20 protein-coding genes and 1 riboswitch are annotated in these 26,692 nt (G+C 64.6%); of the genes, 12 read left to right on the top strand and 8 right to left on the bottom strand.

The window, feature by feature from the left end; all coding sequences use genetic code 11:
* Nucleotides 1-239 precede the first annotated feature (239 nt).
* On the bottom strand, nucleotides 240-1,166 hold the full coding sequence (locus ACCD03_RS06445) for a sugar kinase (protein WP_413411144.1): 927 nt from the start codon (nucleotides 1,164-1,166) through the stop codon (nucleotides 240-242).
* Nucleotides 1,167-1,178: 12 nt separating this feature from the next.
* The gene (locus tag ACCD03_RS06440) at nucleotides 1,179-2,456 is read right to left on the bottom strand and encodes an amino acid deaminase (RefSeq protein WP_413411143.1); all 1,278 of its coding nucleotides are present in this window, start codon (nucleotides 2,454-2,456) and stop codon (nucleotides 1,179-1,181) included.
* A 161-nt stretch (nucleotides 2,457-2,617) separates the two neighbouring features.
* On the opposite strand from ACCD03_RS06440, the gene ACCD03_RS06435 reads away from it, so the two are divergent.
* The 5 genes from ACCD03_RS06435 to ACCD03_RS06415 all read left to right on the top strand — a co-directional run bounded on the left by ACCD03_RS06435 (nucleotide 2,618) and on the right by ACCD03_RS06415 (nucleotide 7,520).
* Nucleotides 2,618-3,487 carry a MurR/RpiR family transcriptional regulator gene (locus ACCD03_RS06435; protein WP_024978603.1) on the top strand — a complete coding sequence of 290 codons (870 nt, stop codon included), beginning with the start codon at nucleotides 2,618-2,620 and terminating at the stop codon, nucleotides 3,485-3,487.
* A gap of 13 nt (nucleotides 3,488-3,500) precedes the next feature.
* Nucleotides 3,501-4,985: a D-aminoacylase gene (locus tag ACCD03_RS06430; protein WP_413411142.1), complete on the top strand. Its 1,485-nt coding sequence runs from the start codon at nucleotides 3,501-3,503 to the stop codon at nucleotides 4,983-4,985.
* A 42-nt stretch (nucleotides 4,986-5,027) separates the two neighbouring features.
* The gene (locus ACCD03_RS06425) at nucleotides 5,028-5,414 is read left to right on the top strand and encodes a RidA family protein (RefSeq protein WP_065854532.1); all 387 of its coding nucleotides are present in this window, start codon (nucleotides 5,028-5,030) and stop codon (nucleotides 5,412-5,414) included.
* A 92-nt stretch (nucleotides 5,415-5,506) separates the two neighbouring features.
* A complete protein-coding gene (locus ACCD03_RS06420; protein ID WP_024978600.1) occupies nucleotides 5,507-6,859 on the top strand; it encodes a gluconate:H+ symporter in 1,353 nt (450 codons plus the stop codon).
* A 34-nt stretch (nucleotides 6,860-6,893) separates the two neighbouring features.
* Nucleotides 6,894-7,520 carry a bifunctional 4-hydroxy-2-oxoglutarate aldolase/2-dehydro-3-deoxy-phosphogluconate aldolase gene (locus ACCD03_RS06415; protein WP_024978599.1) on the top strand — a complete coding sequence of 209 codons (627 nt, stop codon included), beginning with the start codon at nucleotides 6,894-6,896 and terminating at the stop codon, nucleotides 7,518-7,520.
* A gap of 36 nt (nucleotides 7,521-7,556) precedes the next feature.
* Here ACCD03_RS06415 and ribB read toward each other — a convergent pair whose 3' ends face one another.
* Both ribB and ACCD03_RS06405 read right to left on the bottom strand, forming a co-directional pair.
* Nucleotides 7,557-8,282: a 3,4-dihydroxy-2-butanone-4-phosphate synthase gene (gene ribB, locus ACCD03_RS06410; RefSeq protein ID WP_413411141.1), complete on the bottom strand. Its 726-nt coding sequence runs from the start codon at nucleotides 8,280-8,282 to the stop codon at nucleotides 7,557-7,559.
* Between the two features lie 126 nt (nucleotides 8,283-8,408).
* Nucleotides 8,409-8,564, bottom strand: a riboswitch (FMN riboswitch).
* A gap of 100 nt (nucleotides 8,565-8,664) precedes the next feature.
* The gene (locus tag ACCD03_RS06405) at nucleotides 8,665-9,888 is read right to left on the bottom strand and encodes a Zn-dependent hydrolase (RefSeq protein ID WP_413411140.1); all 1,224 of its coding nucleotides are present in this window, start codon (nucleotides 9,886-9,888) and stop codon (nucleotides 8,665-8,667) included.
* Nucleotides 9,889-10,270: 382 nt separating this feature from the next.
* On the opposite strand from ACCD03_RS06405, the gene ACCD03_RS06400 reads away from it, so the two are divergent.
* From ACCD03_RS06400 to ACCD03_RS06390, 3 genes are read left to right on the top strand one after another with little or no spacing between them, the layout of a single operon-like run.
* Nucleotides 10,271-11,590 (top strand): MFS transporter, encoded by a 1,320-nt coding sequence (locus tag ACCD03_RS06400; protein ID WP_413411139.1) that lies wholly within the window; start codon nucleotides 10,271-10,273, stop codon nucleotides 11,588-11,590.
* Between the two features lie 23 nt (nucleotides 11,591-11,613).
* Nucleotides 11,614-12,414: a class II aldolase/adducin family protein gene (locus ACCD03_RS06395; RefSeq protein ID WP_325648467.1), complete on the top strand. Its 801-nt coding sequence runs from the start codon at nucleotides 11,614-11,616 to the stop codon at nucleotides 12,412-12,414.
* Between the two features lie 5 nt (nucleotides 12,415-12,419).
* Complete coding sequence (locus ACCD03_RS06390; protein WP_413411138.1) at nucleotides 12,420-13,346, top strand: 2-hydroxyacid dehydrogenase; 927 nt, start codon at nucleotides 12,420-12,422, stop codon at nucleotides 13,344-13,346.
* Here ACCD03_RS06390 and ACCD03_RS06385 read toward each other — a convergent pair.
* Entirely contained in the window at nucleotides 13,340-14,311 is a 972-nt protein-coding gene (locus ACCD03_RS06385) for a LysR family transcriptional regulator (protein ID WP_253534702.1), read from the bottom strand. The genes ACCD03_RS06390 and ACCD03_RS06385 overlap by 7 nt on opposite strands.
* Nucleotides 14,312-14,419: 108 nt before the next feature.
* Here ACCD03_RS06385 and ACCD03_RS06380 point away from each other — a divergent pair, with 108 nt between their 5' ends.
* Entirely contained in the window at nucleotides 14,420-16,114 is a 1,695-nt protein-coding gene (locus ACCD03_RS06380; protein WP_413411137.1) for a glycosyltransferase family 39 protein, read from the top strand.
* An 88-nt stretch (nucleotides 16,115-16,202) separates the two neighbouring features.
* On the opposite strand, the gene ACCD03_RS06375 is transcribed toward ACCD03_RS06380, so the two are convergent.
* The 3 genes from ACCD03_RS06375 to ACCD03_RS06365 form a co-directional block, all read right to left on the bottom strand.
* Nucleotides 16,203-16,637: a DUF333 domain-containing protein gene (locus tag ACCD03_RS06375; RefSeq protein ID WP_413411136.1), complete on the bottom strand. Its 435-nt coding sequence runs from the start codon at nucleotides 16,635-16,637 to the stop codon at nucleotides 16,203-16,205.
* Nucleotides 16,638-16,756: 119 nt separating this feature from the next.
* Complete coding sequence (locus ACCD03_RS06370; protein WP_413411135.1) at nucleotides 16,757-18,043, bottom strand: ATP-binding protein; 1,287 nt, start codon at nucleotides 18,041-18,043, stop codon at nucleotides 16,757-16,759.
* The gene (locus tag ACCD03_RS06365) at nucleotides 18,027-18,758 is read right to left on the bottom strand and encodes a response regulator (RefSeq protein ID WP_253534710.1); all 732 of its coding nucleotides are present in this window, start codon (nucleotides 18,756-18,758) and stop codon (nucleotides 18,027-18,029) included. Before ACCD03_RS06365 ends, ACCD03_RS06370 begins: the two co-directional genes overlap by 17 nt.
* A gap of 253 nt (nucleotides 18,759-19,011) precedes the next feature.
* Here ACCD03_RS06365 and ACCD03_RS06360 point away from each other — a divergent pair, with 253 nt between their 5' ends.
* The 3 genes from ACCD03_RS06360 to ACCD03_RS06350 are packed head-to-tail and all read left to right on the top strand — an operon-like array spanning nucleotide 19,012 to nucleotide 26,690.
* A complete protein-coding gene (locus ACCD03_RS06360; RefSeq protein WP_413411134.1) occupies nucleotides 19,012-20,400 on the top strand; it encodes an MdtA/MuxA family multidrug efflux RND transporter periplasmic adaptor subunit in 1,389 nt (462 codons plus the stop codon).
* 57 nt (nucleotides 20,401-20,457) lie between these two features.
* A complete protein-coding gene (locus ACCD03_RS06355) occupies nucleotides 20,458-23,592 on the top strand; it encodes an MdtB/MuxB family multidrug efflux RND transporter permease subunit (protein ID WP_413411133.1) in 3,135 nt (1,044 codons plus the stop codon).
* Nucleotides 23,589-26,690, top strand: a complete 3,102-nt coding sequence (locus ACCD03_RS06350) for a multidrug efflux RND transporter permease subunit (protein ID WP_413411132.1) — start codon at nucleotides 23,589-23,591, stop codon at nucleotides 26,688-26,690. Before ACCD03_RS06355 ends, ACCD03_RS06350 begins: the two co-directional genes overlap by 4 nt.
* The last annotated feature ends 2 nt before the right edge of the window (nucleotides 26,691-26,692 follow it).

The following is a 26,692-nucleotide window of genomic DNA, read 5'->3' as shown; positions in this document are numbered from 1 at the left end:
CGAGGGTTTGGCCGTACCTTGCCCTATGCGGCGCCTTGAATTTCTGTGAGCGTGCGGAAAAAGGAAGGAGGCCTGTCTGAGCGAAGCGAGTTTGCCTCCTTCCCCGCACGGTCACATAAATTCAAGGAGGGGCTCGCCGCATCGGGCGCGCCTTTCTTTGCTTACTTTCTTTGGCAAGACAAAGAAAGTGAGTCAGCCCCGGCAGGGGATGAAACACGAAGCCCACCCGCAACGCCCATTCAAGCAGCCTGAGCCGAGGCCAACGCCGCCCGCACAACCTCAGCCCGAGGAATCGGCGCCACAGCGCTATACCCCGTCGTCGAAATCGCAGCCGCCACATTGGCATACCGCGCCGCCTCTACCGGCGAATCCCCCGCCACGATCCGCGCCACGAACGACCCACCAAAGCAATCGCCCGCGCCCGTCGCGTCAATCGCATTGACGGTGTGACGCGGCACCAGCGTACGGGACTCCGGTGTCGCCACATAGCAGCCTTCCGCGCCCATCTTGAGCGCCACCAGCTTCACGCCCCATCCGAGCAGCGTATCGACAATGCCATCACGGTCATGGCAGTCGAGCAGCACCGTCACATCGTCCCAGCTCGGCAGGCACAGATCGCACGTGCGCATCGCTTCCTGCATCACGGCTCGGGCACGCGCGAGCGGCCACAGGCGCAAGCGCAGGTTGGTGTCGAACGAGACGAGCACACCCGACGCCCGCGCATGCGCCATCGCCGCCAAACCCGCGTCGCACGCGGTATCGCTGATCGCCAGGCTGATGCCCGACAGGTGAAACGCCTTGGCCGCCGCAATCGCCTGCAACGGCAGTTGCGTCGTCTGAAAGCGGCTGGCTGCCGAGCCCGCGCGCAGGTAGTCGAAGTGGTGGCCACGCGCATCGTGCGAAACGAAGTACAGGCCTGTGGGCGCCTGCGTATCGGTATGCACATAGGTGTGATCGACGCCTTCGTCCTGCCATAGCGCGCGCAGCGCCTGACCGAATCGATCGGCGCCCACCGCGCTGATATAGCCGGTGCGTGCGCCCTGCCGTGCCGCGGCAATGCAGAAGTTCGACGTATCACCGCCGAAGCCGAAATTCCACGACGTGCTGCCGGGATCCGCCTGGTTGAACTCGATCAGCGCTTCGCCATAGGCGAGGATGTCTGCCATGGGCGCTCTCGCTCAGAAGTAGGTCTGCACAACGTCGACCACGTTGTACGCATCGTCAACCACCGAAATCTGGCGCCACTTGTCGAACGTCAGGCACGGGTGGGAGATATCAAAGGCGATCATGTCGCCAACCTTGATGTCGTCGCCGGGGGCGATCTTCAGGTAGGCATGCTGATCCATCATGCCGGTGACTTCCCAGTGCGCGGGCGTGGCTGAGGGCGTCTTGTCGCCCGGGCGGAAATGCAGCACCGGCAGCGGCAGGCCGGCGTCGAATGCGGCATCACGCTTGCCCATTGCGATGATGGCGCGCTCAGCCTCAGGCACCGATTGCACATAGGCCCAAAGCTGGAGCGCCGGCAGCAGGCTCGAACGCATCTTGTGCGCGATCGGGTTGTTGGCGTCGATACGGGCCTGCGCCGCGCGGTAGATGCCCACGTCGTGCGTCAGGTAGCAGCCCGGGCGCAGCACGACATCCAGCGGCTGGCCGATATTGGCCTTGGCGAACTCTTCCGCCACCACGTCGTACCAGGCCGACCCGGCGCCGGTCAGCACGGCCGGCGTGCGCTGCAGGCGACCCGCCTTGGCCAGATCCTCCATCACCTTCACGGCGCGCTGCAGGAACGCGCGGATATCCGCCTCTTCCTTGATCACGCCCTCATAGACTTCAACGCCCGCCAGCTTGACCGCGCCATTGGCACGCGTGAGCGCGTCGAGCACCGATTGCAATTGCGCGTCGTCGCGCACGCCGGTGCGGCCGCCCTGCACGCCCAGTTCGATCAGAACCTGGATCGGACGGCCGACCTTGCCGAAGAAGGCTGCAAGCTGATCAACCTGATCCGCCGCATCCACCAGGCAGAAGAACTCGAACGTCGGGTCGGCCAGCAACTCAGCCAGGATGGCCATGTTGCGCTTGCCGACCAATTGGTTGGCCATCAGCACGCGACGCACGCCGTGGGCATAGGCAACGCGCGTCTGGTGCGCCGTGGCCAACGTAATGCCCCATGCACCGCCTGCCAGTTGGCGCTGGAACAGGCGCGGGGCCATCGTCGTCTTGCCGTGCGGCGCGAGCTTGGCACCGTATTCGCTCACGAAGCGCTGCATCCACGCCAGGTTGTGCTCCACACGCGATTGCGAGAGCACCGCCGCGGGCAGGTTCAGGTCTTCGTTCAACACATTCCAGCGCTGGGCAGCAATCTGTTCCGGTGTGCATGCGGTTTCCAACGCACCCAAGCCCTTGTCGAGCGGGTTGACGACGGCGTTGGCGTCTCCTTGGTACTTTGTATCACTCATGGGAATCGACTCGCGTTCCTTTGGGGGTAAACATCGGGTTGACACAATAATAGCGGCGAAATTATTCTCCCGGCCAGCCTGTTACAAAGTACCAAAGCACTCTCCAAGCCGCTATCCGGACGACTACCGGGGCCAGAATGCGAGACCCTAAGCCCGACCTCATGCGTGAACCGATGGACATCGTGACCCGACTCTCCCAGCGTGCCGCTGAACTGCGCCCCGCCGAGCAGAAGGTCGCGCAGACGGTCTTGAGCGACATTGCCGAGGCCGCCGCCGGCAGCATCCAGACGCTGGCCGAGCGCGCTGGTGTGAGTGAGGCCAGCGTCACCCGTTTTGCCAAAGCGATGGGCTGCCGCGACGTGCGTGAACTCAAGCTCAAGCTAGCGCAGGCAGCCGCAGTCGGCCAGCGCTTTCTGGATGGCGGCGCAGACCGCCCACCTTCGAGCGCCGACGGCATCCTGGCCGACATCAGCAATGTGCTGGAAGCCAACCGCGCGCTGGTGCAGCCCGAGGCGTTCCGCGCCGCGGCAGTGGCGCTGGTGGCGGCGCGCATGATTGCCGTATTCGGCATGGGTGGCGGCTCGACCACCATGGCCGACGAAATGCGCTACCGCCTTGCCCGCTTGGGACGGCCGGTCACCACCTATCATGATTCGATGCTGCAGCGGATGGTCGCAGCCACGCTCAGCCCGGACGACGTGGTGGTCGTGTTCTCCGTCACCGGGCACGTGCCGGAGGTGATCGACAGCGTGACCATCGCGCGCGAATACGGCGCCAAGATCGTCGCCATCACGGCCATCGGCTCGCCGCTGGCGGCGCTGGCCGATGTCTTGCTGCCGATCCAGGCCATGGAAACCGATTTCATCTTCAAGCCGTCGTCATCGCGCTACGCCATGATGATGATGATCGACCTGCTGGCCACCGAGGTCGCACTGCAGCAGGCCGATCGCAGCAAGGAGCTCTTACGGCGCATCAAGTACGTGCTCGATGCGCATCGCGGCGGCGGCAATCGTCAGCCGCTCGGAGATTGAGCAGGAGCAGCACATGCAGCAGTACGACACCGTCATCCGTCAGGTCCGCATTGTGGACGGTAGCGGCCACGAACCCGAGGCCACGCTGTTCGACGTGGCCATCACCGACGGCCGCATCGCCGCTATCGCCACATCGGACTCCACCGCTTGGCTGGGGGATGAGGAAATCGCCGGCGAGGGCCGCGTCCTCGCCCCGGGCTTCATCGACGTGCACACGCACGACGACACCAACGTGATCCGCACGCCCGACATGCTGTGCAAGGTGTCGCAGGGCATTACGACGGTGATCGTCGGGAACTGCGGCATCAGCGCCTCGCCCGCCTCGCTCAAGGGTGAACCGCCCGACCCGATGAACCTGCTCGGGCCAGCCAGCGCGTTTGCATACCCGACCTTCGCCGCCTATGTCGATGCGGTGGAGCTCGCCAAGCCGGCCGTCAATGTGGCGGCGCTGGTCGGCCACACGGCGCTGCGCAACAACCACCTGGACCGCCTCGACCGCCCTGCCACCGCCGATGAAGTCGAAGGCATGCGCGCACAGTTGCGCGAGGCGCTCGATCACGGCGCGCTGGGCCTGTCGACCGGACTGGCTTACGCCAATGCCTTTGCGTCGACCACCGAGGAAGTGATGGGCCTGGCCGAGCCGCTGGCCGAGGCCGGCGCCATCTACACGACGCATCTGCGTACCGAATTTGCCGCCATTCTGGATGCGATGGCCGAGGCTTATCGCATCGGCAAGCATGCGCGCGTGCCCATCGTGATCTCGCACCTGAAGTGCGCAGGTGCGGCCAACTGGGGCCGCGCGGGCGAAGTGCTGGAATCCATCGAAGGTGCGCAGCGCTATCAGCCGGTGGGGTGCGACTGCTATCCGTACACCGCAAGCTCGTCCACGCTGGACCTCAAGCAGGTGACGGACGAGTTCGACATCTTCATTACCTGGTCGGAGCCGGAGCCGGGCATGGCCGGGCAGACGCTCAAGGAGATCGCCGCCGCGTGGGGCACCGACCTGACGGACGCCGCGCGCCGCCTGCAGCCGGCCGGCGCCGTGTACCACAACATGTCGGCGCAGGATCTGGACCGCATCATCACCCACCCTGCCACGGTAATCGGCTCCGACGGCCTGCCCAACGACCCGAAACCGCATCCGCGCCTGTGGGGCGCCTTCCCGCGCGTGCTCGGGTATTACAGCCGCGAGCGCAAGTTGCTCTCGCTTTCGGCCGCCATCCGCAAGATGACGGGCCAGTCCGCCGAGCGCTTCGGCCTGACCGAACGCGGCCTGGTGCGCGAAGGCTACTGGGCCGATCTCGTGCTGTTCGACCCCGAAACGGTGCGCGATGTCGCCACCTTTACCGATCCGCAGCAACCCGCTGCGGGGATTGCGGCGGTGTGGGTCAACGGCCGTCTGTCGTATCAGGATGGCGCCGTGCAGCCGCATCGTGCCGGGCGCTTCCTTAAGCGCGGGCCACGTGCGCAAGCCGTTGCGGCCGCGGAAGTCCACTGAAATCCAAGTTTGTTTGAGAGTTTTGAAAGAAGGAACGTAGCGATGACGATTACCCGAATTGGCGTTGAAGGCGGCACCGGCACCGGTGGCCAGCACCTGCCCTTTGCCCGCGCGGCCGGCGCAGACGGCTGGCTGTTTGTCTCGGGCCAGACGCCCATGGTGAACGGCGAGGTGGTCGGCAACGGCATCGTCGAGCAATCGCACCAGACCATCAAGAACCTGCTCGCCATCCTGGCTGAAGCGGGCTACGGCCCCGAACACGTCGTGCGATGCGGCGTGTGGCTGGATGATCCGCGCGACTTCCAGTCGTTCAACAAGGTGTTCAAGGAGTACTTCGGCGCCAACCCGCCCGCGCGCGCCTGCGTGGTGTCGAGCATGGTGATCGACTGCAAGGTTGAAGTCGATTGCGTGGCCTACAAGAAGCCGTAACGCGCAATACAAGTGCAATTCAAAACGGGCGCCCCGCACGACGGAGCGCTCACGACAACAAGAGCCGTGAATATCCCTGAGGAGGAAACCCGATGGTCCCGATGCAAGGCAACTCGCTATTGCTGACCGCCGCGCTGGCGGTGGTCGCGCTAATCTACCTGATTGCTGTCCAGAAACTGAACCCGTTCGTCACGTTGATCGTCGTCTCGCTTGCGCTGGGCGTGGTGGTCGGCATGCCGATGGGCAATATCGTCAAGGCATTCGAAACCGGTGTGGGCGGCACGCTCGGCCACATTGCGCTGGTGGTGGGCCTGGGGACGATGCTCGGCAAGATGATGGCGGAATCCGGGGGTGCCGAGCGCATCGCCAAAACGCTCATCAGCGCCTTTGGCGAGAAGAACGCGCACTGGGCCATGATGGTCGTGGCGTTCATCATCGGTTTGCCGGTGTTCTTTGAAGTCGGTTTCGTGCTGTTGATCCCGATTGCCTTCAACGTGGCCAAACGCACGGGCACGCCGATCCTGATGGTCGGCCTGCCGATGGTGGCCGGCCTGTCGGTGGTGCATGGTCTGATCCCCCCGCACCCGGCCGCGCTGCTGGCGGTGACGGCTTACCAGGCCGACATCGGCAAGACCATCATGTATGCGCTGATCGTCGGCCTGCCGACGGCCATCCTGGCCGGTCCGCTGTGGGCAATGCTGGTCTCGCGCTACGTCAAGCCGGACGAGAACAACCCGCTGGCCGCGCAATTTGTTGAAGCCGACCAGAAGCGCGAACTGCCGGGCTTTGGCGTGACGCTGTTCACGATCCTGCTGCCGGTGGTGCTGATGCTGATCGGCAGCTGGGCCGACCTGATCGCCGCGCCCAAGACACTGGCGAACGACATTCTCAAGCTGGCCGGCAACTCGGTGATGGCCCTGCTGATTGCCGCCATCGTGAGCTTCTACACGTTTGGCAAGGCGCGCGGCTTCAACCGCGAGACCATCCTCAAGTTCACCAACGAGTGCCTGGCACCGATCGCCACGATCACGCTGGTGGTGGGCGCAGGCGGCGGCTTCGGCCAGATCCTGCGTGATTCGGGCGTGTCGAAGGCCATCGTGGCTGTCGCCACCGATGCACATCTGTCGCCGCTACTGCTGGGCTGGGTGGTGGCCGTGCTGATCCGTATCGCCACGGGTTCGGCCACGGTGGCCATGACGACCGCCTGCGGCATCGTCGCCCCGATCGCCGCAGCATCGGGCGCCGCCGTCAAGCCGGAGCTGATGGTTCTGGCCACCGGCGCCGGTTCGCTGATCCTGTCGCACGTGAACGATGGCGGCTTCTGGCTGGTGAAGGAGTACTTCAACCTGACCGTGCCCCAGACCTTCAAGACGTGGACGGTGCTGGAAACCATCATCTCGATCGTCGCGCTGCTGCTCACGCTTGCGCTGGCGACCGTCGTTTAAGCTTGTTCTGTTGAAGTTGATCTAGGAGAACGTTGTGGGTATCGATTCCGTCGTCAAGGCCGGCCCGGTCATCCCCGTGCTGCAGTTCCAATCTGTCGATGAAGGCGTCAAGGTGTGCCGCGCGCTGTACGAGGGCGGTATCCGCACGTTCGAGATCACGATGCGCACGCCGGTGGCGCTGGATGTGATCCGTGCGGTGGTGAATGACCTGGGCAGCGATGCCATCGTCGGTGCCGGCACGCTCACGCGGCCAGAGCATTTCCAGCAGGCGAAGGATGCCGGCGCGGTGTTTGCGGTGTCGCCGGGCATTACGCCCATGCTGGCCGTGGCGCAGGCCAAGACAGAACTCGACTGGCTGCCGGGCATCGCCACTCCGTCCGAGCTGATCCTGGCGCTGGAGTTCGGCCTGAACACGCTCAAGTTCTTCCCGGCTGAAGCGGCGGGCGGCATCCCGATGCTCAAGTCGATCTATGGACCGTTCGGCGACGTGCGTTTCTGCCCGACCGGCGGCATCACGCCGCAGAGCGCGCCCGACTACCTCGCGCTGCCCAACGTGGTGTGCGTAGGTGGCTCGTGGATGGTGCCCAAGGACAAGGTCGCTGCCGGCGACTGGGCAGGCATCACGGCGCTCGCCAAGGAAGCGGCCGCGCTCAAGCGGTAAATCGGCGTTACCTCTTTCGCGCGGCCGGCTTCGGCTTTAGACGAAGCTGACCGCGCGCTCCATCTGCTCCCGATATTGAACGATGTCTTCAATGGTCAGCACCGGCAGGTTGTGCTGATCAGCGAAACGCACCGCGTCGTCCCGCCGCGCCATGGTGCCATCGGGCAGCATCAGTTCGCATAGCACGGCAGCCGGCGGCAAGCCCGCCAGACGTGCCAGGTCGACCGAGCCCTCGGTATGACCGCGCCGCGCCAGCACCCCACCCTCCTTTGCCACCAGCGGAAACACGTGCCCGGGGCTGACGACCGATTGCGTATCGGCATCTGCCGCGATGGCTGCGCGGATGGTCGTGATGCGGTCCGCCGCAGATACGCCGGTGCTCACGCCCGTGCGTGCCTCGATCGACACCGTGAACGCCGTGCCGTACTGGCTGCGGTTGTCTTCCACCATCGGCCGCAAGCCGAGCGATGCGCTCTTCTCGGCCGTCAGGCACAGGCAGACGATGCCGCTGCACTCGCGAATGAGCATGGCCATGCTGGCCTGCGTGAGCTTGTCTGCAGCGACGATGAGGTCGGCCTCGTTCTCGCGGTCGGCATCGTCGAGCACGACAACGGGCACGCCCAGCCGCACCGCATCGAGCGCGGCGGCCATGCGCGCGGGCATGTCGGCCGGGTCGAAGCGGGCCTCGATGGCGTCAAGCATCACATTGCTGGCAGGCAATGCGGGCGGGTGAACTGCAGGGGATTGCTGAGTGGACAACATGGAAACGCTCCTCGCAAGATTGGCGACAAGACGTTCCAGGGCAAGCAGACAAACACGCGCGAGCCATGCAGCGGCGCAGCCCGGCGCAAAGCCAGGCGCGCTCCTGTAGCCCGAGCGTGTTGTTCCGCACATCTTCTTCCATCCGGACTCTGACCGTCGGCCCCGGCCTCTCACCGGATCTGCTGACCCTTGCATGCAGGCGCATGCAAGGCGCTCGCGGGCTCACGGACGCAAGGTCCGCATACCGCCGGTGGGGAATTCCACCCCGCCCTGAAGACGTACTGAACCGGCAGGATTGCCGGCAGGCGTCATGCTACCGCAACAAGTTGCAACGATTCGACCCTACTGACGGGTCGGGCAAAGTGCTATCCCGCTATCTCGTTCACTGCGCCCGGGCCAACATGGCGTGCAGCAGCACATCGGCGCCGCGCGTCACATCTTCGGGTAGCGCATCTTCGGCTGCGTTGTGGCTCAGGCCGTTGACGCACGGGATGAAGATCATCGCCGTCGGGCAACGCTTGGCAATGTGGATGGCGTCGTGTCCCGCGCCGCTCACGATGCGCTGGTGCGGGTAGTCGAGTGCTTCCACAGCATCGGCCACCGCATTCACGCAGGTCGCGTCAAATGGCGTGGCCGGGCTCACCCAGTGCTGGTCGATCTGCACAGCCAGGCCACGGCGCTCGGCAATGTCGGCAAAGCGCTCTCGCAGCGCGGTTTCCATCTCGGCGATGCGAGCGTCTTCGTGGTGGCGCAAGTCCACCGTGAAGGTCAGATCGGCGGCGATGGTGTTGCGTGAGGCATTGCGGATACCGATCTCGCCAATGGTCACGAGGCCGTACGGGGCAAACATCTCGACCAGCGTTTCCAGCGAGGCAGCCATCTCGGCGGCTGCGAACATCGCATCGCGCCGAAAGCGCATTGGCGTGGTGCCCGCATGTGCCGCCTGGCCCCGCACACGCACATCGAGCCAGCGGATCGCCTGCCCGCCCGTGACGACGCCAATCGGCACGCCGTTCTCTTCCAGGATCGGGCCTTGCTCGATATGCGCCTCGAAATACGCGTCGAACGGTGCCCCGGGGACGGCACGTTCGCCCGCGTAGCCCGTCGCCGCCAGCGCATCGGCCACCGAGACGCCCTGCGCATCGCGCGAGGCCAGTGCCTGTTCCAGCGGCATCACGCCCGCAAATGCAGCAGAACCCAACATGGCGGGCGTGAAGCGCGCGCCCTCCTCGTTGGTCCACACAACAATCTCGATGGGTTTATCGGTTTCGATACCCGCGTCGTTGAGCGTGCGCACGACTTCCAGCGCGGCCAGCACGCCGTAGACGCCGTCAAAGCGCCCGCCTTCGGGCTGCGTGTCGAGATGGCTGCCGCTCGCCACAGGGCGAGCTTCGGCGGACTTGCCGGCGCGGTGTGCGAACAGATTGCCGACGCGGTCGGTGCTGAGCGTCATGCCCGCGTCCTTGCACCAGCGCGTGAACAGCGCGCGGCCAGCGGCGTCCTCTTCTGTCAACGCCAAGCGCCGCACGCCGCCCTTGGACGTGCCGCCAACCGCTGCCATTTCCATCAGGCTCGACCACAGCCGCGCCCCGTTGACCTTCAACATGTCTCCATTCCTTTGCATGCACGCCGACCAGCTCGGCGCATTCAGCCGTCTTTATCTGGCAATCGCAAAATGCGCGTCAAATTGCGAATCTTTATTCGGGCTATAAATCCAGCAAATACCACTGGCGCGAAGCGTGCATGCAGTGATGACCCGATAGCGCCTCCGCACCTCGATGACGCAAGAGCGCGCCGTGAACGCCCCATCCGTGGGCATAAGCCCGGCTAATACGGGGAATCAAAAATGCGAATTTGCCGCCGCCCACATCGATGCGCATAAATGGCGGCGTCGGCTGACGACCGACATCCCGCTTCCACGGCACAGACCGATGTTCGAACATCGGCGGCGCGGCAGCGGGACCACGCCCAAAAGAGGAGGACGCCCCATGTCAACGCCGCAACCATCCACCGCGACGCACCAACCCGTGCGTGCGGCCACCGCCGCCTTCATCGGCACCGCCGTCGAGTTCTATGACTACTACACCTACGCCACGGCCGCCGCGCTCGTCCTGGGTGAGGTGTTCTTTCCGAGCAGCAACCATTTCCTGAGCACGATGGCGTCGTTCGCGACGTTCTTCGTGGGCTTTATCGCGCGACCGCTCTCGGGCGCCGTGTTCGGCCACCTGGGTGACCGCATCGGCCGCAAGAAGATGCTGCTCGTGACGATGTTCCTGATGGGCATTGCCACCACCGGCATCGGCTTGCTGCCCGGCTACGTGACCATCGGCGTCTGGGCGCCGATCCTGCTGGTGCTGCTGCGCGTGCTTCAAGGCATTGCGGTGGGCGGCGAATGGGGCGGCGCGGTGCTGATGGCAAGCGAGCACGCACCGAAAGCCAAGCGTGTGTTCTTCGCGTCGTTCCCGCAGATGGGTAGCCCCGTTGGGTTGATCCTCTCGTTGCTGTCGTTCCGCCTGGTGTCGTCGCTCGATCATGAGAGCTTCATCACGTGGGGCTGGCGCCTGCCGTTCCTGGCGAGTTTCGTGCTGCTGCTCGTGGGCGTGGCGATCCGCATGGGGGTGAAGGAATCGCCCGAGTTCGAGCGTATGAAGAAGAACAACGAAGTGCTCAAGAACCCGGTGGGCGAAGTGCTGCGCACGGCGTGGCGCCCCATCGTGCTGGCAGCCATGGCCACCACCATCGGCTCCGCAGGGTTCTTCTTCACCAACACGTTCATGATTTCGTACGTCACGACGTACCTGAGCATGTCGAAGGCGCTGATTCTCGATTGCCTGTTCATCGTGACGATCCTGCAGTTGGCGTCGCAGCCGGTGTCGGCATTGCTGGCGCAACGCTACGGCGACACACGTTTCCTGACCTGGGCCGCGTTCATCTCGATGTTCACGCCATATCCGATGTTCCTGCTGGTGAGCACGCAAAACCCCGTGGCGATGGTGGCAGGCATCACGCTGGCGGTGGTCACGCTGTCTGCCGTGTATGCCGTCATCGCCGGGTTCATGACGCCTGCTTTCCCCACGCGCGTGCGCTACTCCGGCATCTCGATCGCCTATCAGGTCTGCACCATGATCGCGGGCGGCACCACCCCGCTCATCGGCACGATGCTGGCTGAACGCTACAAGGGCGAATGGCTGCCGCTGGCGCTGTTCTTTACGGGGCTCTCCGCGATCTCGCTCATCGGCATCATCGGCCTGGGTCGGTATCGCGACGGCAGGCAGCCTGAAGAATCGGCGGCGCTCGCCACGAATTGATGTCCACCTCCATCCGCATTCCCATGGAAGCTCAACACGTTTCGCTGCACACGCCACGCCCTGCGGCGTTCTCTGAAATCGAATGGCAGGTCCGTACCGATCTGGCCGCGCTGTACCGGCTCGTCGACCATTTCCGCATGACGGACATGATCGACACACACATCACCGCGCGCCTGCCGGATGAGAACGGCAGCCCGACGTTCCTCATCAACCGCTACGGCGTGCTGTTCGGCGAGATGCGCGCGTCGGACCTCGTCAAGATCGATCTGGACGGCAATGTCATCGACGAACGCGCCGATGCGGACCCGGAGCACTACGCCGTCAACGCAGCCGGTTTCACGATCCACTCGGCCATTCACGCAGCGCGCGACGACTTGCACTTCGTGGTACACACGCATACGGCCGCGGGCATTGCGGTATCGGCCCAAGAGCATGGTCTGCTGCCGATCAGCCAACATGCGCTCAAGTTCTACGGCAAGCTCGCGTATCACGACTACGAAGGCATCGCGCTGGACCTGGGCGAGCGCGAACGCCTCCTGCACGACTTCGGCCAGCACAAGGCGATGATCCTGCGCAACCACGGCTTGCTGGCCGGCGGCACCACGGCAGCGGACGCGTTCCACGAGATCTACTTTCTTGAACGCGCTTGCCAGGCACAGGTGCAGGCGCTGGCCGGCGGCACGCAGCTGCGCTTTCCACCTGAAGAAGTGCGTCAGCGCACGGCTGCCCAGTTCAATCGGGAAGAGTCCCCCGTCATTGCGCGCCGTGCATGGCTTGCGGCGCTGCGCTTGATCGACACCTCCCGCTCCGATTACCGGAGCTGACGCGCATGACGACCCTTGCCCTCGTCAGTCGCGACTACGACATGTCGCACCTGGTGCCGTCCATCTTGCGCGCGGCGCCAGAGTTCGATGTACGCATGTACGGGGAACCTGCCGCGCAGGACGCGGAAATCGCTGTTTGCTGGAATCCGCCTGAAGGCGCCATCGCCGCAATGCCGCGCGTGCGCCTTGTGCACAGCATCGCGGCCGGCGTCGACAACATCCTCGTCGACCCCACGCTGCCTGCCGTCCCACTGTGCCGCGTGGTCGACCCGCAGCATGCACGCGGCATGGCGGAATTCGTCACCTGGGGCGTGCTGCATTTCCATCGGCAGCTGGACCGTGTGCTGGCAAACCAGCGCTACGCAACATGGTTGCGGCCGGCACAGCAACATCCGTCGACCTGCACCGTGGGCGTGATGGGCCTGGGAGAAATCGGTTCGCACGTGGCCGAAGAACTGCATCGACTCGGCTTCACCGTACGCGGCTGGGCGCGCCAATCGCGCGACCTGCCCGGCATCGGCGTGTACTGCGGCCAGGCAGGCTTGCCGATGTTCCTTGACGGCACCGATATCCTGATCTGCCTGTTGCCGCTGACCGAAGCCACACGCGGCTTGCTCAACGCAGGCACGTTCGCGCAGCTCAAGCCCGGCGCCAAGCTGATTCACGTCGGGCGCGGCGAACACCTCGTCGCGCCCGATCTGCTCGAAGCACTGGAAGATGGACAGCTCGGAGGCGCAATCATCGATGTATTCCCCCACGAGCCGCTGCCCGCAAGCGACCCGCTTTGGCGAGCACCCAACCTGATCGTTACACCGCACATGGCATCGGTCGCCAGCCCCGATACCATCGGCTTGCAAGTCGCGCAGAACGTGCGGCGCCTGCTCAATGGCGAGGCGCTCGCAAATGTGGTGGATATCAAGCGGGGTTACTGACCGCCCATCGCCCGCAAAGCGGTTTCGGGATAGCGCACATCAATAAAACGGTGCAGCGCTTCCAGAAACGCCGCTTCCGCCGCGCTGAACTTGCGGTCGGCCATCCACAGCAGGTGCATGTCGACATCGGCCACGCCGCCTTCGGGCGGCAGGCGCTGCAAACGGCCCTGCTCCACGTCGTCCTGCGCCACATGCTCGGGCAGGCAACCGATGCCAAAGCCCGCCACGATCAGCCGCCGCACTTCCCACATGCTCGACGACGAGCCTACCACCGGCCCGGTCAGGCCCATCTCATCGCGAAAGAACGTGAGCATCGAGAGCGGATCGCCGATCTTGTCGCCGGTGAACGAGACAAACTTTTCGCCCGCTAGGTCGGCGATCTGCACATCGGCGTTGCCGAAGAGCGGGTGATATTGCCCACAGAACAGGGCGTAGCGCTGGCGCAGGAACAAACGGTGCTCGATCTTCCTGGGCAGCGCCCGTTTGGGTGATAGGCCGAGCGTGGCCGTGCGCAATTCCAGACTGCGCACCACGTCGGCGCTGCGCATTTCCTGGCATTCGAGTTCGATGCGCGGGTAATCGCGATGGAAACGGCCGAGAAACGCGTCGTACTCTGGAAAATCCAGCCCGCTGACGATGGCCACGCGCACCATGCCGGCAATCTCGTGCCCGCCTTCGCCGCTGGCCTGCGACAGGCGCGAAATGGTGCCGTAGACCTCCTCGGCAATCAGGCGAACCTCTTCGCCCGCGCGCGTGATCTCAATCGGATTGGCCTGGCGGTCGATCAATTGCAGGCCGAGCTGGTCTTCAAGACGCTTGAGCGCCTGGCTCACCGCCGGCTGCGTCAGGTGCAGGCGCGTGGCGGCGCGGCTGATGCTGCGTTCCCGCGCAATGGCGAGAAACGTGCGGAGCAGGTTCCAGTCGAGGCGGTCGTTGAGGTAGGTGTCGAGCTTGGCCTTGCTCATGCGTCTTACAGGTGAGGTCAAAGACATTTGGCCAGGCTAACCATCCGCTAATCCGGCATCGACTAGAATCCTACCCTTTCCGACCGTGCCCGCGAAGTTCACCCCAGCATGGAATCCCGCCCAGTCTCCTCCCGCCGCTCGCCATGGATGGCGTTGCTTGTCGTCGCGCTCATCGCCGTGTTCCTCGCGCTGTGGACGGACGACCTGTTCCAGCGTTCCACCCTCTTCCGACCAGATGAAGGCCGCTATGCGGAGATCCCGCGCGAGATGGTGGCTTCCGGTGACTGGGTGACGCCACGCCTGAACGATCTCAAATATTTCGAGAAGCCGCCCCTGCAGTACTGGACGACGGCCGCCACGTTCCAGGCATTCGGCGTCAATGCCTGGGGTGCGCGCCTGTGGCCAGTGCTGTTCGGCCTGGGCGGGATCCTGATGACAGCCTGGACGCTGGCGGTCTATCGCGGTGGGCGCACGGCGGCAACCGGCGCGGCGATTCTCGCCTCGTCGCTGCTGTATCTGCTGTTCGGGCAGGTCATCACGCTGGACATGGGCGTGGGTTTTTTCCTGACGGTCGGCGCGTGCGGCTTCGCGCTGGCCCAGCGGCGCGGTGCATCGCGTCGCGGGCAGCTCGCGTGGATGCTGGTGGTCTGGCTGGCGCTGGCGGGCGCGACGCTCACCAAGGGCTTGATCGGGCTGGTCGTCCCGGGCTTGATCGGCATGGCCTACCTGCTGATGACGCGCGACTGGGCACTGATCCGCCGCATGCATTGGCTACCTGGCCTTGCGCTCTACCTGATCGCCACGGTGCCGTGGTTCGTCATGGTGCAGGAGCGCAACCCCGAGTTCTTCCATTTCTTCTTCATCCACGAGCATTTCGAGCGCTTCCTGACCAACGAGCACCATCGCAGCGGCAAGTGGTGGTACTTCATCGCGGTGGGCCTGGCTGGGCTGCTGCCGTGGACGCCGCTGCTGTTTGCGGCCATCGGCCGGCGCATGGGTCGCGTGGCCGATCTCTTCGTTGGCACGCGACAGTTTGACCTGATGCGCTGGTCGATTGCGTGGGCGGGGATGATTTTCCTGTTCTTCTCGATATCCAACTCGAAGCTGCCGGGCTACATCGTGCCGGCCTTCCCTGCACTGGCGATTGCGCTGGCGCTGGCGCTGGAGAAGATGCCCACGCGCGCCGTTGCGTGGTCGCTGGGCGTCAATCTGCTGATCGCCATCGGCTTGTGGTTTGCGGTGCCGATGATCGGCGCCAAGGCCGGCGCCAAGATGCCCGCCGAACAGGTTGCGCTGGCCATGCCTGCGTTGCGTCAGGTGATGGCCATGCTGGCCGTCGGTACGCTGGCCGCACTCTTGGCGCTGCGCTGGCAGAAGCGCACCGTGGCCGTGATCGTGCTATCCATCTCCGCCCTGGTCTGCTGGGACCGCGTCCTCAATGCCAGCGAGATCTTCCGCAACGCACTGTCTGCCCGCGACGTCATCGAAAAGACGCTGAGCGCGACGGGCCCGATTCCGGCCGAGACGCCGTTCTACTCGGTCGAATGGCTGGACCAGACCGCCATCTACTACCTCGGTCGCCCGATGACGCTGGTCTCGGGCTTTGACGAACTGGAAATGGGCGCTGGCCTGGAGCCGAGCAAGGTTGTCGCCACCACAGACGAATGGATCAAGCGCTGGACCGACGGGCCGCCCGCCTACGCATTCATGCGCCGCACCACGTGGCAGAAACTCCAAGACGCCGGTGTGCCGATGCGCCTGGTGGCCGAATCTGCAGACAAGGTGGTGGTGGCGCGGCGGTAAGCGCATCTCCAAACCATTCGCCTCCTCCAAACAAAAAGGGCCGCAATATCTGCGGCCCTTTCTTATTGCCTGCGGCAACTGCCGCGACTTACCACGTGCAACTGCCGCGCAGGAACGCCCATTCCTCGCATTCATCGCCGCCGGGGCTGACGCAGGTTCCTACGTCAGCGCCGTTGGCACGCGTGGAAAACTCAAGTTGACCGCCGCGCTGCAGGCAATACGTGGATGCCGGATTCGCCATGCCCGGCGTTGCGCGCGGGGGTTCGGTGTCTGCGGCAGGCGGTGGAGCGTAGGCCGGCGGCTGAGACGGCGCCGGCTGCATGGCCGGTGACGGCGGCAGCGTGGTCACCGGCGCAGGTGCCGGTGCGGGCGGCGGCGCAGGCTGGATGGTCATGCGCGGCGGCTGCCACGGAGGCATCGGCGACGAGCAGGCCGCCAGGCCCATCGCCAGCACACACGCGGCAACGGCGGCGGTTATGCGGGCTTGGCCGGCATCCTTGACGAGACAGACAGCGCGATTCATGCGTTTTCCTCCCGGAGTTCTGGTGAACGCACGCAACAAGCGTGCTTGCCTCGCCTAGGATAGCTCACGCAATCGCTTGCCCATGTGTCAGTCGGGCAATCAGTCGAGCGATCGGGCGATCAAGCCGCCGCTGTTGAGGCCGGAAACCGCATGGTGACGCGAAACCCCGGCGACGGCGCGTCCGCATCCGCCGGCCCAACCGCGAGATCCCCGCCCAGGTGGCGCACCAGCCGATCGACGATTGCCAGCCCAAGCCCGCAATGCGCATTGCCGCCGCGCGCCGGGTCCAGGCGCACAAAGGGCCGCATGACGCGGTCAAAGTCGGCAACGGGGATGCCAGCGCCGTGGTCTTCCACCGTCAGCGTATACCCGGTTTCGTCCGCCGCGGTGCGCACGTTCACCGGCTCCGCGCCATACGCGAACGCGTTGTCGAGCAGGTTGACGACGATGCGCTCCAGATGCGTCGGCTTGAGGCGGAAGCGGTCTCCCGCATGCAGATCCAGCGCGACATGTTTGCCGTGCTCTGCAAAGGGCTGCACCAGGCCGCGCAGATGGCGATCGACCGACACCTCGCGCGCCTCGCTGTCGCCGCTTTGCGCATAGGCGAGAAACTGTTCGACGATGGCCGACATGGATTCGACGTCGCGTTCGATACCGGCACCGGCTTTCTGGTCGGCCAGCATTTCGGCGCGCAGGCGCAGGCGTGACAGCGGCGTCTTCAGGTCGTGCGCAATGCCGGCCAGCATGGTGTTGCGCTCTTCGTCAGCGGCCGACAAGTCAGTCGCCATATGGTTGAACTGGTCAGTCAGTTGCCGGAGTTCGTACGGGCCGCGCTCCTTGAGCGGCGCCACGTAGCGGCGCCGGGCTAACGCCCCGGCAGCATCGGCCAGCTCGCGCACGGGGCGCTGGATCTGCCACGCCGCAAACAGCGAGAACGCAATGGCAATCGCCAACACCACCATCACGCCCGGCACCACGGCCGAAATGGTGGGCGGCGCATGCACCCACACCAGGGGCATGGCAATCCACTTGTTGCGCTGCGAAAAGCGCACGAACACACGGGGCGTGGGGCCCACTTCGAGCCGCAACTGCGTGTCGGATGGCAAACGGCGCGCAAGCTGTCGCACCAACTCCGCAGACTTGTCCGATGCCGAAGACGCGTCGCCCGAGGGCGGCTCATCAGTTTCGGTCACGAGATCGGGCAGTTTCACATGCAGATGGCCGTCCATCGCCGCCTGGAAGGCCTGCAACTGGAACGCCATCTGATCTACCGACGCCTGGAACTGCCGCTCGCGGCGCTCCGCGCGCAGCACGCCCAGCCACGAGAAGTGGCTCAGCACGAGCACCACCACGATCAGCACCGCCAGCCGGCCGAACAGCGTGTCGAATCTAGCCTTGAACTTCATTGGCCTCTTCCCGCTCGTCCGGCACAAAGGTGTAGCCGCGGCCGCGCACGGTCTGGATGTATCGCGGGCGCTGGGCGTCTTCTTCCAGCACGCGGCGCAGGCGCCAGATCTGTACGTCGATGCCCCGGTCGGACACACCGCTGCCCGGCCCGTACATCAGCTCGACGATGTGCTCACGCGTGAGCACTTGCATCGCATGCCCGATCAGCAGCTTGAGCAGCGCGAATTCGGTATCGCTGATGGACAGTGCGCTGTCGCCGCGAAACAGCGTGCGCATGCGGAAGTTGAGCTTGAAGGGGCCGAAGCTGAAGCTGTCGCGGTCTTCTGGTGCGGAGGCCGGCACGGAAAGGCGCCGGCGCAGCACCGCGTTGATACGGGCGAGCAGCTCGCGAGGCGAGAACGGCTTGCCGAGATAGTCGTCGGCACCGATTTCCAGGCCGATGATGCGATCGATCTCATCGCTGCGGGCCGTGAGCAGGATGACGGGCACGTCGTCGTTGCGGGCACGCAGGTCGCGCAGGGCCGACAGGCCGTCCACCTTGGGCATCATCAGGTCGAGCACGACAAGGGCCGGGCGCTCCCGTTCGAGCCGGGCGCCCAGCCCATCGCCGTCATGCAGCACGGAAACGGCAAACCCCTGCTGGGTCAGGTATTCGCGCAGAAGGTCGCGCAGTTCGACGTCGTCATCGACGACCAGGATCTTGGTGCCGCTCATCTGTCTGGTGGAGTGTCTGGTATGCGCAGGAAGGTGTGCTCATGATAGCGATTGTGGCCACCACGAATCGCGCGCACTTTCACCATATTGTTTCGCCCGGTAACACCGCGATGGGTTTGTAATCTGCCGTAATAGAACCCGCTGCGCGACTAATTCTTCGCAAAGACGTTGCCTTTAAGCTGCGGTCTGACTGGCATGGGCGCCAGCTATCATGTGCGCTCGTCCCCATATTGCTAAGAACAGGAACGCCAACATGTCCGATCCCAAGGACCAGAAGCCCGGCCAGTTTGACGACGCCGGCCGCCGTACGCGCGACGGGAAGGAGACGCCCAACGAGGTATCTCCAACGCTGCTGCCGCCCCCGCGAGAGGGTGGCAAGCGCCGCCGCTGGGGCATCTGGGTGGTGATCATTATCCTGGTGCTGATCGGCTACGCGGTCTATCACGCGAAGTACCGCAACGCGGGCGGCCCCGGTGGGCGAGGTGGCCCCGGTGGGCGCGGCGCTGCCATGGCCGGCAAGCCGATGCCTGTGATGGTCGGCACGGCCGTCAAAGGCGACATCAACGTGGTGCTGTCGGCGCTGGGCAATGTCACGCCAGTCAACAACGTGACGGTCAAGACACGTGTAGATGGCCAACTCGTGCGCTTGGCGTTTACGGAGGGGCAGACCGTCAAGGCCGGAGACCTGCTGGCCGAGGTTGACCCGCGCACCTATCAGGCACAGCTTGCCCAGGCGGAAGGTCAGCTTGCGCGCGATCAGGCGCTGCTGCAAAACGCGAAGCTCGACCTGCAGCGCTATCAGACGCTGCTCTCGCAGGATTCGATCTCCAAGCAACAGGTGGATACGCAGGCCGCGTTGGTGCGCCAGTACGACGGCACGGTCAAGCTGGACCAGGGCAACGTCGACAACGCCCGCGTGCAGCTTTCCTATACGCGCATCACCGCGCCGGTGTCTGGCCGGGTTGGCCTGCGCCAGGTGGACCCGGGCAACATCGTGCACGCCTCGGACACCAACGGCATCGTGGTCATCACGCAGATTGATCCGATCACCGTCATCTATTCCATTCCTGAAGACAACCTGCCCAAGGTCATGCCGCGCCTGCAGTCCGGCGACAAACTGCCGGTGGAAGCCTGGGACCGCGGCCAGACCACGCAGCTCGCGCGCGGCGTGCTCATGACGGTGGACAACACCATCGACAACACCACCGGTACGGTCAAGCTGCGTGCGCAGTTTCCGAACCAGAACGCCATGCTGTTCCCGAATCAGTTCGTGAACGTGCGCATGCGCGTGGATACGCTACGCGACGTGGTGATCGTGCCGGGCGCGGCTATCCAGCGCGGCACACAGGGCACCTTCGTCTATGTGGTCGGCGAAGACAACAAGGTGGCGCTGCGCGTGGTCAAGCTGGGCGTGACCGAAGGGGAACGCGTGTCGGTTGCGCAAGGTCTGCAGCCCGGCGATCGTGTGGTGATCGACGGAGCTGACAAGCTGCGCGATGGCTCGCCGGTGGAGGTGATTCAGCCCGGTGCCGCCGCCGCAAGCGCACCCGCCGCCGGCCAAGCCCACCAGGGCGGGCGTCATCGCCGTGGCCAGGGCGGCGCTTCGGCACCCGCCGCGAGTGCCCCGGCTGCCAAGCCGTAAGCCCTGAGTCGTGCATTGCTTGCACTCGCCTGACGAAGTCTTCTGTTCCGAGCTGGCATGAATCCCTCCCGAATCTTCATCCTCCGGCCCGTGGCGACCACGCTGTTGATGGTCGCCATCCTGCTCTCGGGCCTGGTGGCGTACCGGATGCTGCCGCTCTCTGCGCTGCCCGAGGTCGATTACCCGACCATCCAGGTAACAACGCTGTACCCGGGTGCCAGCCCCGACGTGATGACGTCGTCCATCACCGCACCGCTGGAGCGGCAGTTCGGGCAGATGCCGGGCCTGAAACAGATGACGTCGTCCAGCTCGGGCGGCGCCTCCGTCATCACGCTGCAGTTTGACCTGTCGCTTTCGCTCGATATTGCCGAGCAGGAGGTGCAGGCGGCCATCAACGCGGCCGGCAACCTGCTGCCGAACGACCTGCCGATGCCGCCGATCTACAGCAAGGTGAACCCGGCCGACGCGCCGATCCTCACGCTGGCGATCACCTCCAACACGATGCCGTTGCCCAAGCTGGAAGACTTGGTCGACACGCGCATCGCGCAAAAGCTGTCGCAGTTGCCGGGCATTGGCCTGGTCAGCATCAGCGGCGGGCAGCGTCCGGCCGTCCGCATCCAGGCGAACACGTCGGCGCTGGCGGCGCTCGGGCTGTCGATCGATGACATCCGCACCGCCATCGGCACCGCCAACGTGAACGGCGCCAAGGGCAGCTTCGACGGCCCGATGCGCGCCTCCACCATCGACGCCAACGATCAACTCAAGTCGGCCGCCGAGTACGGCAAGATGATCGTCGCCTACAAGAACGGCGCGCCCATCCGCCTGACCGACGTGGCGCAGATCGTTGACGGCGCCGAAAACAGCAAGCTGGCCGCGTGGTCCAACACCACCCCCGCCATCATCCTGAACGTGCAGCGCCAGCCTGGCGCCAACGTGATCGAGGTGGTCAACCGTGCCAAAGCGCTGCTGCCACAGTTGAAAGAAACACTGCCCGGCAACGTAGAGGTAGCGCTACTGACCGACCGCACCACAACGATCCGCGCTTCGGTATCAGACGTGCAGTTCGAACTGATGCTTGCCGTGGCGCTGGTCGTGATGGTGATCTTCCTGTTCCTGCGTAACGTGCCAGCCACGGTCATTCCGGCGGTGGCGGTGCCGCTGTCGCTGGTCGGTACGTTCGGCGTGATGTACCTGGCCGGGTTTTCGATCAACAACCTCACGCTGATGGCGCTCACGATTGCCACCGGCTTCGTGGTCGACGATGCCATCGTCATGATCGAAAACATCGCCCGCTACATTGAAGAGGGCGACCCGCCCATGGAAGCCGCACTCAAGGGTTCCAAGCAGATCGGCTTCACCATCATCTCGCTCACGTTCTCGCTCATCGCCGTGCTGATTCCGCTGCTGTTCATGGGCGACGTGGTCGGGCGGCTGTTCCGCGAGTTTGCAATCACGCTGGCGGTATCGATCCTGATCTCGGCCGTGGTGTCGCTCACGCTCACGCCGATGATGTGCGCACGCTTGCTCAAGCACATTCCCGAAGCCGAGCAATCGCGCTTCTATCACGCTGCGGGCGCGTTCTTCGACAACGTCATCGCGCGGTACGGCCGCATGCTGCAATGGGTGCTTGACCGGCAGAAGACCACGCTGCTGGTGGCCATAGGCACGCTGGTGCTGACGGGCCTGCTGTATGTGGTGGTACCCAAGGGATTCTTCCCGGTGCAGGACACCGGCGTGATCCAGGGCATTTCGGATGCGTCGCAGTCGATTTCGTTCTCGGCCATGGCCGAGCGGCAGCAGAAGCTGGCCGAGGTGGTGCTAAAAGACCCTGCGGTCGAGAGCCTGTCGTCGTTCATCGGCGTGGATGGCGTGAACACCACGCTCAACAGCGGCCGCATGCTGATCAACCTCAAGCCGAAAGATAAACGCGACGCCGACGCCACCGAGATCATTCAGCGCCTGCAACCCGAATTGGCCAAGGTGGCGGGTATCTCGCTGTACATGCAGCCGGTGCAGGATCTGACGATTGAAGACCGCGTGAGCCGCACGCAGTACCAGTTCACTGTCGAAGACCCGGACCCGAACAACCTCTCCAAGTGGGTGCCGAAACTCGTTGAACGCCTGCAGCAGACCAACGAGCTGCGCGACGTGGCGAGCGACTTGCAGGACAACGGCTTGCGCGCCTACGTGCAGGTCGACCGCGATAAGGCGGCGGTGTACGGCATCACGATGGCAGCGGTGGATAGCGTGCTGTACAGCGCTTACGGCCAGCGCCTGATTTCGACCATCTTCACCCAATCGAACCAATACCGCGTAGTGCTCGAAACGGACCCGAAGATGCAGCTTGGGCCGCAATCGCTGTACGACCTGCACGTGGCCTCTAGCAGTGGCCAACAGATTCCGTTGGGCGCGTTTGCCACGGTGGTGGAACAACCGGGCTCGCTGGTGGTGAACCACCAGGGGCAATTCCCGGCCGCGACCATTTCGTTCAACCTGGCGCCGCGTGCCTCATTAGGTGCGGCGGTCGACACGATCAATGCCGTCGAACAGGAAATCGGCTTGCCGGCCAGCATGCAAACCAGTTTCCAGGGTGCGGCGCTGGCGTTCCGTGCGTCGCTGTCGAATCAGTTGTGGCTGATCCTCGCAGCCGTCATCACGATGTATATCGTGCTGGGCGTGTTGTACGAAAGCACGATCCACCCGGTGACGATCCTGTCGACGCTTCCGTCGGCCGGCGTGGGTGCCCTGCTGTCGCTGCTGGTCTCCGGCAAGGACATGGGCATCATCGCGATCATTGGGATCATCCTGCTGATCGGTATCGTCAAGAAGAACGCGATCATGATGATCGACTTCGCGCTGGAAGCCGAGCGCGAGCAGGGCATGACCCCGCGCGACGCTATCTACCAAGCGTGTCTGCTGCGCTTCCGTCCGATTCTGATGACGACCATGGCCGCCCTGCTGGGTGCCCTGCCGCTGATGCTGGGCACCGGCGTGGGCTCCGAGCTGCGTCAGCCGCTGGGGATCACGATGGTGGGCGGCCTGCTGGTCAGCCAGGTGCTGACGCTGTTCACCACGCCAGTCATCTATCTGGCCTTCGACAACTTGGGCGAACGCTTGCGTGACTGGCGCGCGCGCCGTGCTGCCCGACGCCACGGCGCTGCGGGCACCAATCAGTCTGGCGGACCGCGATGAATCTGTCCGCGACCTTCATCGCCCGGCCTGTTGCCACGGCGCTGCTGACCATCGGCGTGGCGTTGGCCGGTATCGCGGCGTTCCGCCTGCTGCCGGTATCGCCGCTGCCGCAGGTGGACTTTCCGACCATCTCGGTCAACGCGTCGCTGCCGGGCGCCAGCCCTGAGACCATGGCAGCCACTGTGGCGACTCCACTGGAGCGATCACTCGGCCGCATCGCGGGCATTACCGAGATGACTTCGTCCAGCTCGCTCGGTTCGTCACGGATCACGCTGCAGTTTGACCTGTCGCGCGACATCGACGGCGCTGCGCGCGACGTGCAGGCGGCCATCAATGCGTCGCGCAGCCTGCTGCCTTCGGGCTTGCCCAGTAACCCGACGTATCGGAAGGTCAATCCGGCAGATGCGCCCATCATGATCGTGGGGCTGACGTCCGACACCAAGTCGCGCGGCGAGCTGTACGACGCGGCCTCGACCATCCTTGCGCAGAAGCTGTCGCAAGTGAACGGCGTGGGCCAGGTCACCATCGGCGGTGCGTCGCTGCCGGCGGTGCGGGTGGAGCTGAACCCGATGGCACTGAACAAGTACGGCATCTCGATGGAGACCGTGCGCACCGTCATCGCCAGCACTAACGCCAACAAGCCCAAGGGCATGATGGAATCCGGCGAACGCGTCTGGACCATCTACGCCAACGACCAGGCCAAGAAGGCTGCCGAATACCAGTCGCTCATCGTCGCGTGGCGCAATGGCTCGCCGGTGCGGCTGGCTGACGTGGCAGACGTCAGTGACAGCGTGCAGGACATCCGCAACTATGGCTCGGCCAATGGCAAACCGTCGGTGCTGCTCATCATCAGCCGGCAACCGGGCGCCAACATCATCGACACGGTCGACCGCATCAACGACATCCTGCCGTACCTGCGTAACACCATTCCCGCGCAGATCAACCTCGATGTGATGATGGACCGCACGCCCACCATTCGCGCCTCGCTCAGGGATGTGGAGCGCACGCTGGTGCTGTCGATTGCGCTGGTGATCATGGTGGTGTTCCTGTTCCTGCGCAACGTGCGGGCGACGCTCATTCCGAGCGTGGCGGTGCCGGTCTCGCTCATCGGCACATTCGGGGTGATGTACCTGTGCGGCTACAGCCTCGACAACCTTTCGCTGATGGCATTGACCGTGGCGACAGGCTTTGTCGTGGACGACGCGATCGTGGTGCTCGAGAACGTCTCGCGGCACATCGAGAACGGCATGCGGCCCATGCAGGCGGCGCTCAAGGGCGCGCGCGAGGTCGGCTTTACCGTGGTGTCGATGAGCCTGTCGCTGATTGCGGTGTTCATCCCGCTGCTGATGATGGGCGGCATCGTGGGGCGGCTGTTCCGTGAGTTTGCAGTGACGCTGTCGGTCGCCATCCTGGTGTCGCTGGTGGTGTCGCTCACCACCACGCCGATGATGTGCGCGCGCTTGCTCAAGCCCGCCGCCGAGGAAGAACACGGCTGGTTCCACCGCAAGACCGAAGGCTTCTTCACCTTCCTGCTCGACATCTACCGCAACTCGCTGGCGTGGGCGCTGCGGCACAGCTGGCTCACGCTGCTGATCCTGTTGGCAACGATCTGCCTGAACGTCTATCTGTACATCATCGTGCCCAAGGGGTTCTTCCCGCAGCAGGACACCGGCCGGGTGATCGGCAACATCCAGGCAGACCAGGCCATCTCGTTCCAGGCCATGCGCACGAAGGTGACCGATTTCATCCACATCATTCAGCAAGACCCTGCAGTTGAAAACGTCGTCGGCTTCACGGGAGGCAGCCAGCGTAACAGCGGCTTCATGTTCATCCAGCTCAAGCCATTGGCCGACCGAAAACTCTCTGCCGATCAGGTGATCAATCGCCTGCGGGGCAAGCTGGCGCGCGAGCCAGGAGCGAGCCTGTTCCTGCAATCCGTACAGGACATCCGCGTGGGGGGCCGGGCGAGCAACGCGCAGTACCAATACACGTTGCAGGCCGATGACTTGAACGAGCTGCGCGCGTGGGATCCGAAAATCAAGCAGGCACTCACGCAGGTGAAATCGCTGACAGACGTGAACACCGATACGCAGGACAAGGGCTTGCAGACCTCCCTCGTCATTGACCGCGACAAGGCGAAGTCGCTGGGCATCAACCCGAGCGATGTCGATAACGCGCTGAACAACGCGTTCGGACAGCGCCAGGTGTCGACGATCTACAACCCGCTCAACCAGTACCGTGTGGTGATGGAAGCCGCGCCGCAGTACTGGCAGAACCCCGACGGCCTGCGGGACATTTACCTCATCACGTCGGCAGGTGCGCAGGTGCCGCTGTCGACCTTCTCGCACTACGAGCCGACCAACACGGCGCTGGCGGTCAACCACCAGGGGCAATTCGCGGCGAGCACGATCTCGTTCAACTTGGCGCCAGGGGCTTCGCTGTCGGGTGCCACGCAGGACATCCAGGACGCGATGAACCGCATCGGCGTACCGTCCTCCGTGCATGGCAGCTTCCAGGGCACCGCCAAGGCTTTCCAGGATTCGCTCTCCAGCCAGCCCGTGCTGATCCTGTTTGCGCTCATCACCATCTACATCGTGCTGGGCGTGCTGTACGAGAGCTACGTCCACCCCATCACGATTCTGTCGACGCTGCCCTCAGCCGGTGTCGGGGCGCTGCTGGCCCTCATCATTACAGACACGGACTTTTCGATCATCGCGCTGATCGGCGTGATTCTGCTCATCGGCATCGTCAAGAAGAACGCGATCATGATGATTGACTTCGCGCTGGAGGCCGAGCGCAGCCAGGGCATGAGCCCCGCGGATGCGATCTTCCACGCGTGCGTGCTGCGCTTCCGGCCGATCTTGATGACGACGATGGCCGCGCTGCTGGGCGCCCTGCCCCTGGCGCTCGGCCATGGCGACGGCGCGGAGCTGCGCACGCCGCTGGGCATCTCCATCGTTGGCGGGCTGCTGGTCAGCCAGATCCTCACGCTTTACACCACGCCGGTGGTCTACCTGGCGCTCGACCGGCTGCGCCTGCGTCGCGCCGGCCGCAGCAAGGACGCACCGCTGCCCGCATTGGATTCGCAAGGAAGCTGAAC

It is taken from the genome of Ralstonia sp. Ralssp135 (assembly GCF_047304345.1).
Taxonomy (GTDB): Bacteria; Pseudomonadota; Gammaproteobacteria; order Burkholderiales; family Burkholderiaceae; genus Ralstonia; species Ralstonia chuxiongensis.
Note: the sequence above shows the minus strand (reverse complement) of the source record. Positions and strands in the feature narration are given on the sequence as shown.

Excerpts from the sequence above, each read along its gene's own strand:
- ACCD03_RS06370 (WP_413411135.1), bottom strand. The coding sequence starts at position 18,043 with ATGAAGTTCAAGGCTAGATTCGACACGCTGTTCGGCCGGCTGGCGGTG.
- ACCD03_RS06435 (WP_024978603.1), top strand. The coding sequence starts at position 2,618 with ATGCGTGAACCGATGGACATCGTGACCCGACTCTCCCAGCGTGCCGCT.
- ACCD03_RS06365 (WP_253534710.1), bottom strand. The coding sequence starts at position 18,758 with ATGAGCGGCACCAAGATCCTGGTCGTCGATGACGACGTCGAACTGCGC.
- ACCD03_RS06420 (WP_024978600.1), top strand. The coding sequence starts at position 5,507 with ATGGTCCCGATGCAAGGCAACTCGCTATTGCTGACCGCCGCGCTGGCG.
- ACCD03_RS06360 (WP_413411134.1), top strand. The coding sequence starts at position 19,012 with ATGTCCGATCCCAAGGACCAGAAGCCCGGCCAGTTTGACGACGCCGGC.
- ACCD03_RS06390 (WP_413411138.1), top strand. The coding sequence starts at position 12,420 with ATGACGACCCTTGCCCTCGTCAGTCGCGACTACGACATGTCGCACCTG.
- ACCD03_RS06440 (WP_413411143.1), bottom strand. The coding sequence starts at position 2,456 with ATGAGTGATACAAAGTACCAAGGAGACGCCAACGCCGTCGTCAACCCG.
- ACCD03_RS06375 (WP_413411136.1), bottom strand. The coding sequence starts at position 16,637 with ATGAATCGCGCTGTCTGTCTCGTCAAGGATGCCGGCCAAGCCCGCATA.
- ACCD03_RS06380 (WP_413411137.1), top strand. The coding sequence starts at position 14,420 with ATGGAATCCCGCCCAGTCTCCTCCCGCCGCTCGCCATGGATGGCGTTG.
- ACCD03_RS06385 (WP_253534702.1), bottom strand. The coding sequence starts at position 14,311 with ATGAGCAAGGCCAAGCTCGACACCTACCTCAACGACCGCCTCGACTGG.
- ACCD03_RS06405 (WP_413411140.1), bottom strand. The coding sequence starts at position 9,888 with ATGTTGAAGGTCAACGGGGCGCGGCTGTGGTCGAGCCTGATGGAAATG.
- ACCD03_RS06355 (WP_413411133.1), top strand. The coding sequence starts at position 20,458 with ATGAATCCCTCCCGAATCTTCATCCTCCGGCCCGTGGCGACCACGCTG.
- ribB (WP_413411141.1), bottom strand. The coding sequence starts at position 8,282 with ATGTTGTCCACTCAGCAATCCCCTGCAGTTCACCCGCCCGCATTGCCT.
- ACCD03_RS06400 (WP_413411139.1), top strand. The coding sequence starts at position 10,271 with ATGTCAACGCCGCAACCATCCACCGCGACGCACCAACCCGTGCGTGCG.
- ACCD03_RS06445 (WP_413411144.1), bottom strand. The coding sequence starts at position 1,166 with ATGGCAGACATCCTCGCCTATGGCGAAGCGCTGATCGAGTTCAACCAG.
- ACCD03_RS06430 (WP_413411142.1), top strand. The coding sequence starts at position 3,501 with ATGCAGCAGTACGACACCGTCATCCGTCAGGTCCGCATTGTGGACGGT.
- ACCD03_RS06395 (WP_325648467.1), top strand. The coding sequence starts at position 11,614 with ATGGAAGCTCAACACGTTTCGCTGCACACGCCACGCCCTGCGGCGTTC.
- ACCD03_RS06350 (WP_413411132.1), top strand. The coding sequence starts at position 23,589 with ATGAATCTGTCCGCGACCTTCATCGCCCGGCCTGTTGCCACGGCGCTG.
- ACCD03_RS06425 (WP_065854532.1), top strand. The coding sequence starts at position 5,028 with ATGACGATTACCCGAATTGGCGTTGAAGGCGGCACCGGCACCGGTGGC.